A 15695-nucleotide genomic window follows, 5' to 3' on the forward strand; every position below is an offset into this window, starting at 1 on the left:
GCACTGTATGCCCAAGGATCTTATGAGCAAGCCCACTCCAGAACTCGCTGCGAATTCAAAGGCAGGAGCAGTCGTTCCTACCAACTTCCTGCGTCCCATCGTGCAGGCTGACCTGGATTCAGGCAAGCACACCCGGATCGTGACGCGCTTCCCGCCGGAGCCCAACGGTTACCTGCACATTGGCCATGCCAAGTCGATTTGCGTGAACTTCGGTCTGGCCAACGAGTTCGGTGGCGCGACGCACTTGCGTTTCGATGACACCAACCCGGCCAAGGAAGATCAGGAATACATCGACGCCATCATGAGCGACGTAAAGTGGCTCGGCTTCCAGTGGGCAGGTGAAGTGCGCTATGCCTCGCAGTATTTCGATCAACTGCACGACTGGGCCGTCGAGCTGATCAAGTCCGGCAAAGCCTACGTGGATGATCTGACCCCCGAGCAGGCACGCGAATACCGCGGCACCCTGACCGAGCCGGGCAAGAACAGCCCGTTTCGTGAGCGCAGTGTCGAGGAAAACCTGGACCTGTTCGCCCGCATGAAAGCCGGTGAGTTCGAAGACGGCGCGCGCGTGCTGCGTGCCAAAATCGATATGGCATCGCCGAACATGAACCTGCGCGATCCGATCCTGTACCGTATTCGCCACGCTCATCACCACCAGACCGGCGACAAGTGGTGCATCTACCCGATCTACGACTTTACTCACGGTCAGTCGGATGCCATCGAAGGCATCACTCACTCGATCTGCACTCTGGAATTCGAGAGCCATCGTCCGCTGTATGACTGGTTCCTGGACAACCTGCCGGTGCCGTGCAAGCCCCGTCAGTATGAGTTCTCGCGCCTGAACCTGAGCTACACCGTCACCAGCAAGCGCAAGCTCAAGCAACTGGTCGATGAAAAGCACGTCAGTGGCTGGGATGATCCGCGTATGTCGACGCTGTCCGGTTTCCGCCGTCGCGGCTATACCCCGACGTCGATCCGCAATTTCTGTGAGATGGTCGGTACCAACCGTTCAGACGGTGTGGTCGATTTCGCGATGCTCGAATTCAGCATCCGTGACGACCTGGACCGTAACGCGCCACGCGCCATGTGCGTGCTGCGTCCACTCAAGGTCGTGATTACCAATTACCCGGAAGGTCAGGTCGAGAAGCTGGAGCTGGCGCGTCATCCCAAGGAAGACCTGGGTGTGCGTGAACTGCCGTTCGAACGCGAAATCTACATCGACCGCGACGATTACATGGAAGAGCCGCCAAAAGGCTACAAACGTCTTGAGCCCAACGGCGAAGTGCGTCTGCGTGGCAGCTATGTGATCCGTGCCGACGAAGCCATCAAGGATGCCGACGGCAATATCGTCGAGCTGCGCTGCTCCTACGATCCTGACACCCTGGGCAAGAATCCCGAGGGCCGCAAGGTCAAGGGTGTTATCCACTGGGTGCCCGCCGCGGCCAGCGTCGAGTGCGAAGTCCGCCTGTACGACCGCCTGTTCCGTTCGGCAACACCGGACAAGGCTGAAGACGGCGCTACCTTCCTGGAAAACATCAACCCTGACTCCCTGCAGGTGCTGACAGGTTGTCGTGCTGAACCATCGCTGGCTCACGCGCAGCCGGAAGACAGGTTCCAGTTCGAACGCGAAGGTTACTTCTGCGCCGACATCAAGGACTACACACCTGATCATCCGGTATTCAACCGCACAGTGACATTGCGGGATTCCTGGACCTGACGTTCGACGTCTGAGGGGCAGTACGTGCTTTCGATTTACAACACGCTCACCAAGAGCAAAGAAGTCTTCAAACCGCTGGATGGCAACAAGGTGCGCATGTACGTCTGCGGGATGACCGTGTACGACTACTGCCATCTGGGCCACGGTCGCAGCATGGTGGCGTTCGACCTGGTGACCCGCTGGTTGCGGTTCAGCGGGTACGAGCTGACGTATGTGCGCAACATCACCGACATCGACGACAAGATCATCAACCGTGCGCGTGACAACGGCGAGTCTTTCGACGCGCTGACCGCTCGCATGATCGATGCCATGCACGAGGACGAGGCGCGCCTCAATATCCTCAAGCCGGACATGGAGCCGCGAGCCACCGATCACATTCCGGGCATGCACGCCATGATCCAGACGCTGATCGACAAGGGCTATGCCTACGCGCCGGGTAATGGCGATGTGTATTACCGTGTCGGCAAGTTCGTGGGTTACGGCAAGCTGTCGCGCAAGAAGATCGAAGACCTGCGCATCGGTGCACGCATCGAGGTGGATGAGTCCAAGGACGATCCTCTGGATTTCGTGCTCTGGAAAGGCGTCAAGCCAGGCGAGCCGAGCTGGGAGTCGCCTTGGGGGCCTGGACGTCCGGGCTGGCACATCGAATGCTCGGTGATGTCTACCTGCTGCCTGGGTGACACTTTCGACATTCATGGCGGCGGCAGCGATCTTGAATTCCCGCACCATGAAAACGAAATTGCGCAGAGCGAAGCAGCGACCGGCAAGACCTACGCCAATGCGTGGCTGCACTGCGGCATGATCCGGATCAACGGCGAGAAGATGTCCAAGTCGTTGAACAACTTCTTCACCATCCGCGATGTGCTGGAGAAGTATCACCCGGAAGTGGTGCGCTACCTGCTGGTGTCGAGCCATTACCGCAGCGCGATCAATTACTCCGAAGACAGCCTGCGCGAGTCCAAGGCTGCGCTGGAGCGTTTCTACCACGCGCTCAAGGGCTTGCCGGTGGCTGAGCCAGCCGGCGGCGAGGCCTTCGTCGAGCGTTTCAGCGCGGCGATGAACGACGACTTCGGTACACCCGAGGCTTGCGCGGTGCTGTTCGAGATGGTTCGCGAGATCAACCGTCTGCGCGATGCCGATCCGGCTGCTGCAGCGGGTCTGGCGGCACGCCTGAAGCAGCTGGCCAGCGTCCTGGGCGTGTTGCAGCTTGAAGCCGATGACTTTCTGCGCGCAGGCGCCGAAGGTCGGGTCGATGCGGCTGAAGTGGAGGCACTGATTCAGGCGCGTCTGGCAGCGCGTGCGGCCAAGGACTGGGCTGAATCCGACCGCATCCGTGACCAGATCACTGCCATGGGCGTGGTGCTGGAAGACGGCAAGGGCGGCACTACCTGGCGCCTGGCTGACGCGTCGTCCTGACCGTCAGCGTGTCACGGTTTTTCTCGCCGGCTGGATGTTCAGCCGGTGAGGCATCCGCAGCTCAGTTATCCCCAAGGCAAATCTTCGCGAGCAAGCTTGCTCCCACGATTACGGAATAAAGCACTTTCGTGGGAGCGAGCTTGCTCGCGAAGGGGCGGTATGCTCACCAAAGAGGTGAGCTCAATACCCACATTGGCGTCAGCGCCAAGAGACGACCCGAGTCGAGCGTGGGGGCCACTGAGTTCACACTCCAAAGCGCAGGTTGGTTCTTCCTGAGGCGGTCAAACGATGTGCTGTTCCCTGAGCCTTTTGTAGAGCGTATTGCGGCTGACGCCCAGCCGTTTGGCCAATTGTGAAATGTTGCCGCCAGCCGCCTTCAACAGGTGGTTGAGGTCATCGCCGGGTTGCATGCGGGCTTTGATCACCAGGTCGGGGCAGAAATCATCGACCGGCTCACTCACCTGCATGTCCATCTGTGCATCCAGCAGGAAATCCTCCGGCAAATGCTCTATCCCGATCGGCTGCTCGTCCGCCAGTGCCAGCGCTACCTGTATCACACTGTTGAGCTGGCGCAGATTGCCCGGCCAGCCATGGTGTTCGAACAGCTCCAGCACTTCGCGCGAAAAGCCCGCACGTTGATGGGCGTCCCGATGACGCTCCCAGATCCGTTGGATCAAGGCGTGCTTGTCGCTGCGCTCGCGCAACGGCGGCAATTCGATGTTCAGGCCGCTGATCCGGTAGTACAAGTCCTGGCGAAAATGCCCGGCCTGTACCTGATCGCGTAACGTGCGGTTGGTGGCTGAAATCAGACGGATGTCCACGGGATACAGCTCACCGTCGCCCAAGGGTTGGACGCAGCGCTCCTGCAACACGCGCAACAGGCGCGCTTGAACTGACATCGGCATGTCACCGATCTCATCCAGAAACAATGTGCCTTTGTGAGCCTTGCGGATCAGGCCGATGCTGCCTTTCTGGCTGGCGCCGGTAAACGCCCCCTTGGCGTAGCCAAACAGCTCGGCTTCGACCAGGTCGGCCGGGATCGCTGCGCAGTTGACGGCAATCAACGGTTGGCTGGCGCGCGAGCTGGCCTGATGCAAGGCTTTCACGAACACCTCTTTGCCAACCCCGGTTTCGCCATGGATCAGCAGCGGAATGTCTTTTTCCAAAAGACGCTGTGCCTGATGCACGGCTTTTTCGACTCTGGCATCGCCCAGGTTGATTGCTTGCAGGTCCAGGCTGCGCGGCGCTTCGGCAATCGGTTGAGGCGCTTGAACGGCATGCAGTTTCAGCGGCTTGCGCGTTGGACGCTTGAGCAGGCATTGAAAGCGGTTGTTGCCGAGCGCATGCAGCGCAAACGGCCGTGCTTCGGTCTCGCTGAGCAGTTGCAGAATGGGGCATTTGAACAGTGTTTCGATACTGACGCCGGACAGCCTGACGCCCAGCAGGTTATCGGCACGGCGGTTGGCACACAGAATCTGGCCGCTTTCATCGAAAATCAGCAGGCCTGCCCATTGGCTGTCGAGGTTGTTCAGGCCGGTGTTGAAGATCAACTGGAAATGGGTGTCGCGGAACTGATCCAGAATCAGACGGTTTTCTACCGACTGGCTCATCATCTTGACCATACCCAGGGTGTGGGAGGGTGGCAGGAAGCTGTCGCTGGAAACGTCCAGTACCGCGATGATGCGGCGGTCGGCGTCGAAAATCGGTGAGGCAGAGCCGGTCATGAAACGGTTGGCCTTGAGAAAGTGCTCGTCGGGTTCGATGTGAACTGCTTGCTCGCACGCCAGTGCCGTACCGATGGCATTGGTGCCTGTGCTTCTTTCGCTCCAGCTCGCGCCAGCCATGAAGCCCTGGTTTTGTGACGAGTCGACGAACCTTTGGGAGCCCCACGACTTGAGCAACTGACCTTGAGGGTCGGCCAGCATGATCAGGCAATTGGAATTGCTCAGGATGTTTTCGTAGACCGGCAACACTTCCTGGTGAGTGGTTTGCACCAGCCCCTGATGACGTTCCAGCAGCCGCGAAACCTCCGCCCCCGGCAATTGGCCGAATGAAGGGCGTGTCTGATGACTGAGGCCGAAGTCCCGGCAGCGAGTCCATGAGTCCTGAACGATGATGTCGTGAGCAAGCGAAGTGCTGGATTGAGCCATTAGGATGCCTGCGAGTATGACGTGTTGTTTTTGTTTTTAATGTCTCGCCGCGTGACCACCCAAGCCCGTGACGTGCATCCAGTGTCGTTCAGAATTGTTCAAAGTCAATGCTCATTTTGTTCAGGTGTTCAGCGTTTACTGTTCATTTTTGTTCAGCTGCGAAAGGTCGCTGAGCCTGCCGATACACGCGAACGCTCTGGCTCGGGCCTTACCGGTTGAAGGATGGAATTGGCACGAATGTCGCTATCTGTCTTTCAGTCACGCATTTCCCTTAAAGAAAAAAACAACAAAGGGCACGCCATGTCACTCACGCTTGAGCACGTCAGCCGTGTCGTCGATGGTCAAACATGGATCGACGACGCATCCCTGAGCTTTGAGCCAGGATCATTCAACGTTCTGCTGGGGCGAACCCTGTCCGGCAAAACCAGCCTGATGCGCCTGATGGCCGGGCTGGACAAGCCCGACAGCGGGCGTGTGCTGATGAACGGGGTCGATGTCACGCAACGACCGGTTCGTCTGCGCAACGTCTCGATGGTCTATCAGCAGTTCATCAACTATCCCAGCATGACGGTGTTCGAAAACATCGCCTCGCCGCTGCGTCAGGCTGGCATGTCGAAGGACATGATCCACAGCCGCGTGAACGAAACCGCGAAGATGCTGCGCATCGATAAATTCCTGCAGCGCCATCCGCTTGAGCTGTCCGGTGGGCAACAGCAGCGCACCGCCATGGCAAGGGCGCTGGTCAAGGATGCAGAACTGATTCTGTTCGACGAGCCCTTAGTCAACCTCGACTACAAGCTGCGCGAAGAGCTGCGTCAGGAAATGCGTGAACTGTTCGCGGCGCGCCACACCATCGCCATTTACGCCACCACCGAGCCCAACGAAGCGCTGGCACTGGGCGGTACCACCACTATCCTGCACGAAGGCCGAGTGGTGCAGACTGGCAAGACCCCTGAGGTTTATCACAGGCCCAGCACCGTGCTGGCGGCCGAGCTGTTCTCCGAACCGCCGATCAACCTGATGCCGGGGCGGATCGAAGGCAATGAAGTGAGTTTCGCCAATTTCGTGCATTTCCCGCTCAATGTGGACCTGCGCGCCATCGGTGACGGTGAGTACCGTTTCGGCGTGCGGCCCAGCCACTTGAGTCTGGTGCCCTCCAACGATGACGACCTGGAACTGGCCGTCACCGTGGAACTCGCCGAAATCAGCGGCTCGGAAACTTTTCTGCATGTGCGCAACGAACTCTTTTCGCTGGTGCTACACCTGCCAGGCGTTCACGCCTACGACGTCGATGCGCCGATCCGGGTGTATATCCCGACTCACAAATTATTTGTATTCGATCAGCAGGGCGGCCTGATTCAAGCGCCGGGCCTGCGCATGGCGAGGGTTGCCTGATGGCCGAGATCCGTTTGCAGAACCTGGCCCACAGCTACAGCGCCAACCCGGGCCCGGACGATTACGCGATTCGCGAGATGAGCCACATCTGGGAGCAGGGCGGGGCTTATGCCCTGCTGGGGCCTTCGGGATGCGGCAAGTCCACGTTGCTCAATATTATCTCCGGGCTGCTGAGTCCTTCTCAGGGTCAGGTGCTGTTCGATTCCAAAGTGGTCAACGATCTGCCGCCCGAGCACCGCAACATTGCTCAGGTTTTCCAGTTTCCGGTGATCTACGACACCATGACGGTGTTCGATAACCTGGCGTTCCCGCTGCGCAATCAAGGCATGGACAAGGCGCGTATTCTTGCCAAGGTCAATGAAATCGCCGATGTGCTGGACCTGCAGCCGTTACTTAAAAAGAAGGCTCGCAACCTGACGGCGGATGAAAAGCAGAAGGTGTCCATGGGCCGCGGGCTGGTGCGTGATGACGTATCAGCCATCCTGTTCGACGAGCCGCTGACGGTTATCGACCCGCATTTGAAGTGGAAACTGCGCCGCAAGCTCAAGCAGATTCACGAGCAGTTCAACATCACCATGGTCTACGTCACCCACGACCAGTTGGAGGCTTCGACCTTCGCGGACAAGATCGCGGTGATGTATGGCGGCCAGATCGTTCAGTTCGGCACGCCTCGTGAACTGTTCGAAAAGCCTCGGCATACGTTTGTCGGCTACTTCATCGGCAGCCCCGGCATGAATCTGATCGAGGTGCAGCCCCAGGGTGATGGTGTCGGCTTTGGTGATGTTCACGTGCCGCTGTCTGGTCTGTTGCAACAATTGATTGCGCGCACCTCGTTCACCAGCCTGAAGATCGGCATTCGGCCCGAGTTCGTGCATGTGTGGGAAGGCCCGTATGAGGATGCGATGTGCGCCGAGGTGGTGTACGTCGAAGATCTCGGCACCTACAAGATCCTGACGCTGTCGCTGGCCGGGCAAAAGCTCAAAGTGCGTATGCCTGAAGACAAACCGGTGCCACAAGGTCAGGCGTGGATCAGTTTCCCCTCGCAATGGCTGATGGTGTACGCCGATGACTTCCTGCTTGAGCCCACTCCAGAGCGAGGCGCGCCATGAATAACAAGGTCCAGAACAACAAGGCGTGGTGGCTGGTACTGCCGGTCTTCCTGCTGGTGGCATTCAGCGCCATTATTCCGATGATGACGGTGGTCAACTATTCGGTGCAGGACATTTTCGACCAGTCCAGCCGCTACTTTGTGGGCGCCGACTGGTTCAGGCAGGTTCTGCAGGATCCGCGTCTGCACGATTCGCTGCTGCGTCAGTTCATCTACTCGGGCAGTGTGCTGCTGATCGAGATCCCATTGGGTATCGCGGTTGCACTGTGCATGCCGACCAAGGGCCGCTGGTCGACGGTCTGCCTGATTCTGATGACCATTCCGTTGCTCATTCCCTGGAACGTGGTGGGTACCATCTGGCAGATCTTCGGTCGTGGTGACATTGGTCTGCTGGGTTATACGCTGAACAATGTTTTCCACATCAATTACAACTATGCGGCCAACGCGTCGGATGCCTGGGTCACAGTGCTGGTCATTGACGTCTGGCACTGGACGTCGCTGGTGGCGCTGCTGAGCTACTCCGGGCTGCGGGCGATTCCGGACGTTTATTACCAGGCGGCGCGGATCGACCGGGCTTCGGGCTGGGCGATATTCCGGCACATTCAACTGCCGAAGATGAAGAGCGTGCTGTTGATCGCTGTGATGCTGCGGTTCATGGACAGCTTCATGATTTACACCGAGCCGTTTGTGCTCACCGGTGGTGGTCCGGGTAACGCCACCACTTTCCTCAGCCAGACCCTGACGACCATGGCCCTCGGACAATTCGACCTTGGCCCGGCAGCAGCTTTCTCGCTGGTGTATTTCCTGATCATTCTGCTGGTGTCGTGGGTGTTCTACACCGCCATGACCCACAGCGAAAAGAATTGAGGATCTGGTCATGGGTCTGCGCAAAATCATACCGTTGTGGATTTACCTGCTCTTTCTGTTGGTGCCGATCTATTGGCTGGTCAATATGTCGTTCAAGACCAACACCGAAATCCTTGGCGGCCTGACGCTGTGGCCGCAGGATTTCACGCTGGCAAACTACAAGGTGATCTTTACTGACGAGAGCTGGTACAGCGGTTACATCAATTCGCTGTACTACGTTTGCCTGAATACCGTGATATCGCTGAGTGTTGCTTTGCCAGCGGCCTATGCGTTTTCACGCTATCGTTTCCTCGGCGACAAGCACCTGTTCTTCTGGTTGCTGACCAACCGCATGGCGCCACCTGCAGTGTTTCTGCTGCCGTTCTTCCAGCTATATTCGTCTATCGGTCTGTTTGACACGCACATCGCCGTAGCGCTGGCGCATTGCCTGTTCAACGTACCGTTGGCGGTGTGGATTCTGGAGGGCTTCATGTCGGGGGTTCCGAAAGAGATCGACGAAACTGCCTACATCGACGGTTACAGCTTTCCCAAGTTCTTCGGCAAGATTTTCATCCCGCTGATTGGCTCCGGTATCGGTGTGACGGCGTTCTTCTGTTTCATGTTTTCCTGGGTCGAGCTGTTGCTGGCGCGCACCCTGACATCGGTCAACGCCAAACCCATCGCGGCAGTCATGACGCGTACGGTGTCGGCATCGGGTATTGACTGGGGGGTGCTGGCGGCGGCGGGAGTACTGACTATCCTGCCGGGCATGCTGGTGATCTGGTTTGTTCGCAACCACGTGGTCAAGGGCTTCGCCCTTGGTCGTGTCTGAGGAGGGCGAGATATGGAATGGATGGCCTGGACACCGCTGACAGCGGCCTTTTTCGGCGGTATTGCATTGCTGCTGGCAGGCATGACGGTCTGGGAGCTGAGCTCCCCGGGTGTCGAAAAACGTGGTTTTCTACCGATCGTCACCAGTCGTGGTGATCGGCTGTTCATCGGACTGCTGGTAAGTGCCTACCTGCACTTGCTGGTCATCGGCGTGACTGACTGGAGTGTCTGGGTCGCCTCGCTGATATCGCTGGTGTGGTTGTTGGTCGTAATGCGTTGGGGGTAGCCGAGCTATTGTTTTCGTACCGGAACCCGGTCGAAAGACGGGCTGCGTAATCATCATCTAGAGGTGTCTATGTTCTACAAAAACAACAAGCTGAGACATAGCGTGGCGTTGGCTTCGATGCTGGCGTGCAGTGGATTGAGCGTGACGGCCTGGGCAGATGCCTATCAGGATGCCGCGAAAAAATGGGCAGGTACTGAGTTCAAGCCTTCGACCCTCAGCTCCGAGCAGCAACTGGCGGAGCTTGAGTGGTTCATCAAGGCGGCCGAGCCGTTCCGTGGCATGGACATCAAGGTGGTGTCGGAAACCCTGACCACGCATGAGTACGAATCGAAAGTGCTGGCCAAGGCCTTCACTGAAATCACCGGCATCAAGGTCACTCACGACCTGCTGCAGGAAGGTGATGTGATCGAGAAGCTGCAGACCGCCATGCAGTCGGACAAAAGTATCTATGACGGCTGGGTCAATGACTCGGACCTGATCGGTACGCACATGCGTTACGGCAAGGCCATGTCGCTGACTGATCTGATGGCCAGTCCGGAAGGCGCCAAGGCGACATCGCCAACGCTGGACCTCAAGGACTTCATCGGTACCTCGTTCACCACGTCGCCGGAAGTGAAAGACGCGTCCGGCAAGGTCATCGTCGAATCCAAGCTGTATCAACTGCCCGACCAGCAATTTGCCAACCTGTACTGGTTCCGCGCCGACTGGTTCGAGCGTGCTGACCTGAAAGAAAAGTTCAAGGCCAAGTACGGTTACGAGCTGGGTGTACCAGTCAACTGGTCGGCTTATGAAGACATTGCCAAGTTCTTCAGCGAAGACGTCAAGATGATTGACGGCAAGAAAGTTTACGGCCACATGGACTATGGCAAGAAAGACCCATCGCTGGGCTGGCGCTTCACCGATGCCTGGTTCTCGATGGCGGGCAGCGGCGACAAGGGCTTGCCGAACGGCTTGCCAGTGGACGAGTGGGGTATCCGCGTAGAGGCCTGCCATCCGGTGGGTTCCAGCATCACCCGGGGTGGCGATACCAACGGCCCGGCTGCTGTCTTCGCAACCCAGAAGTACATCGACTGGCTCAAGGCCTATGCACCGCCTGAAGCAGCTGGCATGACGTTCTCTGAATCCGGTCCCGTGCCGTCTCAGGGTAACGTTGCCCAACAGATCTTCTGGTACACCGCTTTCACGGCCGACATGACCAAGCCTGGCCTGCCAGTGATGAACGCCGACGGCACGCCGAAGTGGCGTATGGCGCCTTCACCCAAAGGTCCGTACTGGAAAGAAGGCATGAAACTGGGCTATCAGGACGTGGGTTCGTGGACCTTCCTGAAGTCTTCCGACGAGAAAAAACGTCTGGCGGCCTGGCTGTATGCGCAGTTCGTGACGTCCAAGTCGGTATCGCTGAAGAAAACCATCGTCGGCCTGACGCCGATCCGCGAGTCGGACATCAACTCCAAGGAAATGACCGAGCTGGCGCCTAAACTCGGTGGTCTGGTCGAGTTCTACCGCAGCCCGGCTCGCGTGCAATGGTCGCCGACCGGCACCAACGTTCCGGATTATCCGAAGCTGGCGCAGTTGTGGTGGAGCCATGTGGCTGAAGCTGTAACCGGTGAGAAAACCGCCCAGGCTGCACTGGACGGGCTGGCCAAGGACCAGGATGCGATCATGACGCGCATCGAGCGTTCCAAGGTTCAGGATGCCAGTGGTTGTGCACCGAAGATGAACCCTGAAACCTCGGCCGAAGAGTGGTACACCAAGGCAGAGAAGAGCAACGGCGCGTTCCTCGCACCACAGCGCAAGCTGGCCAACGAGAAACCGAAGGGTGAAACCATTGCTTATGCCGACCTGCTGAAAAGCTGGGAAGCTGCCAAGAAGTAAGCGGTGAAACAGCCAGTCATGGCGAAATGCAAAACGGCACCTCTTGAGGTGCCGTTTTCATTGGTGCGTTTTGCAGCGGTGCTGATCGCAGTCCGCAGCAATGATCAGTCGTGCAGGGTTTCTGCTGCGTACAACGTGTTTTCCAGCAGGCAGGCGCGGGTCATCGGGCCTACGCCGCCAGGGACCGGAGTGATCCAGCCTGCGCGGGGCAGGGCGGTTTCGTACACGACGTCGCCCACCAGCTTGCCGTCAGCCTGACGGTTGATGCCGACATCAATCACGATGGCGCCGGGCTTGATCCACTCACCCTTGACCAGGCCAGGCTTGCCAGCGGCGACCACCACCAGGTCAGCACGGCCCACATGGCCCGCCAGATCCTTGGTGAAGCGATGCGTTACGGTGACGGTGCAGCCACCCAGCAACAACTCCATCGCCATGGGGCGACCCACGATGTTGGATGCGCCGACAACGACGGCATCCATCCCGTACAGATCGACACCGGTACTTTCCAGCAGGGTCATGATCCCTTTCGGGGTGCACGGGCGCAGCAGAGGAATGCGCTGGGCGAGACGGCCGACGTTATAAGGATGGAAACCGTCCACGTCCTTGTCCGGGCGAATGCGCTCGAGCAACAAAGAAGCGTCCAGATGCGCGGGCAATGGCAATTGCAGCAGGATGCCATCGACAGCGGCGTCCTCATTGAGGCGATCGATCAACTCGGTCAGCGCAACCTGAGTGGTGTCGGCTGGCAGGTCATAGGCCTGTGAGATAAAGCCGACTTCCTCGCAGTCCTTGCGCTTGTGAGAGACATACACCTGGGAGGCGGGGTCGCTGCCCACCAGAATCACCGCGAGGCCCGGCGTGCGCAGGCCTTGCTGGCGACGTTCGGCGACACGTTTGGCGATCTGCTGGCGCAGGCTGGCGGCGATCGCTTTGCCGTCGATTAGTTTTGCAGTCATGACGCGTGATTAACCATCGAGAGGAAATAAAATGAGCGCGCATTCTCGCATGACATGACGCGAGGGCAAAGGCGCGTCATCGGCATATTCAGCTAACTCCTTTATCTTGCTGAATTTTTTTTAAAAAAGAGTTGACGACCTTGGGGGGCGTCTATAAGATTCGTCGCACTTGCCGGGCAGAGCCCAGCACTGGTTAAGCTAGCACTGGTTGATTAGGTCAGGCAGAGTTGCAAATCGGCTCGGTGTGATTGAAAGCCTTTTAATTTGTTCTCCTTAAAAGAATGCAGATTATATAAGTGCCCGTAGCTCAGCTGGATAGAGCATCCGCCTTCTAAGCGGATGGTCGCAGGTTCGAGTCCTGCCGGGTGCGCCATTCAAGGCAGCTTTGGCGCAGCAAGTAAGTTGTACCGGTCACGCAATATGGTGGGCGTAGCTCAGTTGGTAGAGCACAGGATTGTGACTCCTGTTGTCGTGGGTTCGATCCCCATCGTCCACCCCATATTAAGAAGGGCGCCAGACTTATAATCTGGCGCCTTTGCTTTAAAAGTTTCTAATGCGGATGTGGTGGAATTGGTAGACACACTGGATTTAGGTTCCAGCGCCGCAAGGTGTGAGAGTTCGAGTCTCTCCGTCCGCACCAAGATACAAGTAGCCTGAGTGATTCTATCGGGTTGCGAGAAAAAGCCGCCTAGTGCGGCTTTTTTTGTTTCAGCGTATTGGTTTCATCGTCTCGCTGGTCCGGTGGCCTGCTGCCGCTGGTCGAGTGGGGCGCGCTACGTGGATGGAATCGGTAGTGGTCCGGCGCAGATGCTTCCTTACATGAAGGCCGTGCCAGACGCTTCGCCGACTGTGCGATGTGATTGTTCGCCTCGCCGGTCGACGCTCCGATTTCTTCCTCTTAACCTGCCCTTTTTCACTAGGGTGACTTCTTGAGAATGACCCACTAGAATGCATGCCCTTGATTCTGGGGTCGGAAACGGCCGGCTAACGTCTGTGCAACGAGGAATATCCATGCAAGTTTCTGTTGAAAATACTTCCGCTCTTGAGCGCCGCATGACCATTGGCGTGCCTGCCGAACGCATCGAGACTGAAGTCAACAAGCGTCTGCAGCAGACCGCCCGTAAAGCCAAGATCCCGGGCTTCCGCCCAGGCAAAGTGCCTATGAGCGTTATCCGTCAGCGTTATGAAGATGGCGCGCGTCAGGAAGCACTGGGTGATCTGATTCAGGCTACCTTCTATGAAGCAGTGGTCGAGCAGAAGCTGAACCCGGCTGGCGCACCATCGGTAGAGCCCAAGTCCTTCGAAAAGGGCAAGGACCTGGAATACATCGCCACGTTCGAAGTATTCCCTGAGTTCACCGTTGCCGGTTTCGACGGCATCGCGGTAGAGCGCCTGTCTGCTGAAGTGGCCGACGGCGATCTGGACAACATGCTGGAAGTGCTGCGCAAGCAGAACGTCCGTTTTGAAGAGGCCGCTCGCGCCGCTCAGAACGAAGACCAGCTGAACATCGATTTCGTGGGCAAGGTTGACGGCGAAGTCTTCGCTGGCGGTTCTGCTACCGGTACCCAGCTGGTTCTGGGTTCTGGCCGCATGATCCCTGGTTTCGAAGATGGTCTGGTTGGCGCCAAGGCGGGCGAAGAGCGCGTTCTGAACGTCACGTTCCCGGACGATTATCAGAACCTTGAGCTGGCCGGCAAGGCAGCCGAGTTCACCGTCACCGTCAACACTGTTTCCGAGCCAAAGCTGCCTGAGCTGAACGAAGAGTTCTTCAAGCAGTTCGGCATCAAGGAAACCGGCATCGACGGCTTCCGCACCGAAGTTCGCAAGAACATGGAGCGCGAGCTGCGTCAGGCGATCAAATCCAAGGTCAAGAATCAGGTCATGGACGGTCTGTTGGCTGCCAACCCGATCGAAGTGCCTAAATCGCTGCTGGAAAACGAAGTAAACCGTCTGCGCGTGCAGGCTGTTCAGCAGTTCGGCGGCAACATCAAGCCTGACCAACTGCCGGCAGAGCTGTTCGAAGAGCAGGCCAAGCGTCGCGTTGAGCTGGGTCTGATCGTTGCTGAAGTCGTCAAGCAGTTCGACCTGAAGCCTGATGACGCTCGCGTTCGCGACCTGATTCAGGAAATGGCTTCCGCTTACCAGGAGCCTGAGCAGGTCGTGGCCTGGTACTACAAGAACGAGCAGCAGATGAACGAAGTACGTTCTGTTGTGCTCGAAGAGCAAGTTGTAGATACTGTTTTGCAGAAAGCTAGCGTGACCGACAAATCGGTCTCCTACGAAGAAGCTGTCAAGCCGGTGGAAGCTCCAAAAGCCGACTGATTTCTCCTTTCGTTCGAAAACACTCACAAGCCAGCCTTCGCGCTGGCTTGTGCGTATTCAAGACTCGACTATTTGGGAGTGAATGCAGGACATGTCCCGCAATTCTTATATTCAGCAGAACTCTGACATCCAGGCCGCTGGCGGCCTGGTCCCGATGGTTATCGAGCAGTCCGCCCGTGGCGAACGCGCCTATGACATCTACTCGCGCCTCCTCAAGGAGCGGGTGATCTTTATGGTTGGTCCGGTAGAGGACTACATGGCCAACCTTATCGCGGCGCAACTGCTGTTCCTTGAAGCGGAAAACCCGGACAAGGATATCCATCTCTACATCAACTCACCGGGCGGTTCGGTGACTGCAGGCATGTCGATCTACGACACCATGCAGTTCATCAAGCCTGACGTGTCGACCATCTGTATCGGTCAGGCGTGCAGCATGGGTGCGTTCCTGCTGGCTGGCGGTGCAGAGGGCAAGCGTCACTGCCTGCCGAACTCGCGCATGATGATTCACCAGCCACTGGGCGGTTTCCAGGGGCAGGCGTCGGACATCGACATTCATGCCAAGGAAATCCTGCATATTCGCCATCGTCTGAACTCGTTGCTGGCGCATCACACCGGTCAAAGCCTTGAGACCATCGAGCGTGATACCGAGCGTGACAACTTCATGAGCGCAGAGCGAGCAGCTGAATACGGCCTGATCGACTCGGTGATCAACAAGCGTCAAATGCCTGCCTAAGCGGCTCAAAATGTAGGGGGTCGGCTCAGCTGACCGCCTGCGGACTTGAAAAAGCCC

The 15695-nt window shown here is 57.8% G+C and carries 12 protein-coding genes and 3 tRNA genes; 13 read left to right on the plus strand and 2 right to left on the minus strand.

From position 1 onward, the window contains the following. The first annotated feature begins 22 nt into the window (after positions 1–22). The gene (locus tag KDX37_RS03290) at positions 23–1717 is read left to right on the plus strand and encodes a glutamine--tRNA ligase/YqeY domain fusion protein (protein WP_231651245.1); all 1695 of its coding nucleotides are present in this window, start codon (positions 23–25) and stop codon (positions 1715–1717) included. 24 nt (positions 1718–1741) lie between these two features. After that, positions 1742–3133, plus strand: a complete 1392-nt coding sequence (gene cysS, locus KDX37_RS03295; RefSeq protein ID WP_231651246.1) for a cysteine--tRNA ligase — start codon at positions 1742–1744, stop codon at positions 3131–3133. Between the two features lie 281 nt (positions 3134–3414). On the opposite strand, the gene KDX37_RS03300 is transcribed toward cysS, so the two are convergent. Continuing rightward, a complete protein-coding gene (locus KDX37_RS03300) occupies positions 3415–5283 on the minus strand; it encodes a sigma-54-dependent Fis family transcriptional regulator (RefSeq protein WP_231651247.1) in 1869 nt (622 codons plus the stop codon). A 300-nt stretch (positions 5284–5583) separates the two neighbouring features. Here KDX37_RS03300 and KDX37_RS03305 point away from each other — a divergent pair, with 300 nt between their 5' ends. The 6 genes from KDX37_RS03305 to KDX37_RS03330 all read left to right on the plus strand — a co-directional run bounded on the left by KDX37_RS03305 (position 5584) and on the right by KDX37_RS03330 (position 11624). Beyond that, a complete protein-coding gene (locus KDX37_RS03305; RefSeq protein WP_231651322.1) occupies positions 5584–6678 on the plus strand; it encodes an ABC transporter ATP-binding protein in 1095 nt (364 codons plus the stop codon). After that, the gene (locus tag KDX37_RS03310; RefSeq protein WP_231651248.1) at positions 6678–7787 is read left to right on the plus strand and encodes an ABC transporter ATP-binding protein; all 1110 of its coding nucleotides are present in this window, start codon (positions 6678–6680) and stop codon (positions 7785–7787) included. Before KDX37_RS03305 ends, KDX37_RS03310 begins: the two co-directional genes overlap by 1 nt. Then, positions 7784–8653 (plus strand): carbohydrate ABC transporter permease, encoded by an 870-nt coding sequence (locus tag KDX37_RS03315; protein WP_231651249.1) that lies wholly within the window; start codon positions 7784–7786, stop codon positions 8651–8653. Before KDX37_RS03310 ends, KDX37_RS03315 begins: the two co-directional genes overlap by 4 nt. A gap of 10 nt (positions 8654–8663) precedes the next feature. Continuing rightward, a complete protein-coding gene (locus tag KDX37_RS03320; RefSeq protein ID WP_231651250.1) occupies positions 8664–9464 on the plus strand; it encodes a carbohydrate ABC transporter permease in 801 nt (266 codons plus the stop codon). A 12-nt stretch (positions 9465–9476) separates the two neighbouring features. Then, positions 9477–9749, plus strand: a complete 273-nt coding sequence (locus KDX37_RS03325; RefSeq protein WP_231651251.1) for a DUF2160 domain-containing protein — start codon at positions 9477–9479, stop codon at positions 9747–9749. A 69-nt stretch (positions 9750–9818) separates the two neighbouring features. Beyond that, a complete protein-coding gene (locus KDX37_RS03330; protein WP_231651252.1) occupies positions 9819–11624 on the plus strand; it encodes an ABC transporter substrate-binding protein in 1806 nt (601 codons plus the stop codon). Positions 11625–11728: 104 nt separating this feature from the next. Here the strand turns inward: KDX37_RS03330 and folD are convergent, their stop codons facing one another. Beyond that, positions 11729–12583 (minus strand): bifunctional methylenetetrahydrofolate dehydrogenase/methenyltetrahydrofolate cyclohydrolase FolD, encoded by an 855-nt coding sequence (gene folD / locus KDX37_RS03335; RefSeq protein ID WP_231651253.1) that lies wholly within the window; start codon positions 12581–12583, stop codon positions 11729–11731. Positions 12584–12879: 296 nt separating this feature from the next. Between folD and KDX37_RS03340 the strand changes: the two genes are divergently transcribed. The 5 genes from KDX37_RS03340 (at position 12880) to clpP (ending at position 15638) form a co-directional block, all read left to right on the plus strand. Next, positions 12880–12956 (plus strand) — tRNA-Arg (locus KDX37_RS03340). A gap of 50 nt (positions 12957–13006) precedes the next feature. Beyond that, positions 13007–13082, plus strand: a tRNA-His gene (locus KDX37_RS03345). 56 nt (positions 13083–13138) lie between these two features. Beyond that, a tRNA-Leu gene (locus KDX37_RS03350) sits at positions 13139–13223 on the plus strand. A gap of 371 nt (positions 13224–13594) precedes the next feature. Continuing rightward, entirely contained in the window at positions 13595–14905 is a 1311-nt protein-coding gene (gene tig / locus KDX37_RS03355; protein WP_231651254.1) for a trigger factor, read from the plus strand. A 91-nt stretch (positions 14906–14996) separates the two neighbouring features. Then, positions 14997–15638, plus strand: coding sequence for an ATP-dependent Clp endopeptidase proteolytic subunit ClpP (gene clpP / locus KDX37_RS03360; protein ID WP_002552734.1), 642 nt, complete (start codon positions 14997–14999; stop codon positions 15636–15638). The last annotated feature ends 57 nt before the right edge of the window (positions 15639–15695 follow it).

The organism is Pseudomonas californiensis (genome assembly GCF_021147775.1).
GTDB classification, from domain to species: Bacteria; Pseudomonadota; Gammaproteobacteria; order Pseudomonadales; family Pseudomonadaceae; genus Aquipseudomonas; species Aquipseudomonas californiensis.

Bases quoted from the DNA above. Each gene is read 5' to 3' on its own strand.
- tig (WP_231651254.1), top strand. From the start codon at position 13,595: ATGCAAGTTTCTGTTGAAAATACTTCCGCTCTTGAGCGCCGCATGACC.
- KDX37_RS03315 (WP_231651249.1), top strand. From the start codon at position 7,784: ATGAATAACAAGGTCCAGAACAACAAGGCGTGGTGGCTGGTACTGCCG.
- folD (WP_231651253.1), bottom strand. From the start codon at position 12,583: ATGACTGCAAAACTAATCGACGGCAAAGCGATCGCCGCCAGCCTGCGC.
- clpP (WP_002552734.1), top strand. From the start codon at position 14,997: ATGTCCCGCAATTCTTATATTCAGCAGAACTCTGACATCCAGGCCGCT.
- KDX37_RS03325 (WP_231651251.1), top strand. From the start codon at position 9,477: ATGGAATGGATGGCCTGGACACCGCTGACAGCGGCCTTTTTCGGCGGT.
- KDX37_RS03330 (WP_231651252.1), top strand. From the start codon at position 9,819: ATGTTCTACAAAAACAACAAGCTGAGACATAGCGTGGCGTTGGCTTCG.
- KDX37_RS03320 (WP_231651250.1), top strand. From the start codon at position 8,664: ATGGGTCTGCGCAAAATCATACCGTTGTGGATTTACCTGCTCTTTCTG.
- KDX37_RS03290 (WP_231651245.1), top strand. From the start codon at position 23: ATGAGCAAGCCCACTCCAGAACTCGCTGCGAATTCAAAGGCAGGAGCA.
- KDX37_RS03310 (WP_231651248.1), top strand. From the start codon at position 6,678: ATGGCCGAGATCCGTTTGCAGAACCTGGCCCACAGCTACAGCGCCAAC.
- KDX37_RS03300 (WP_231651247.1), bottom strand. From the start codon at position 5,283: ATGGCTCAATCCAGCACTTCGCTTGCTCACGACATCATCGTTCAGGAC.
- KDX37_RS03305 (WP_231651322.1), top strand. From the start codon at position 5,584: ATGTCACTCACGCTTGAGCACGTCAGCCGTGTCGTCGATGGTCAAACA.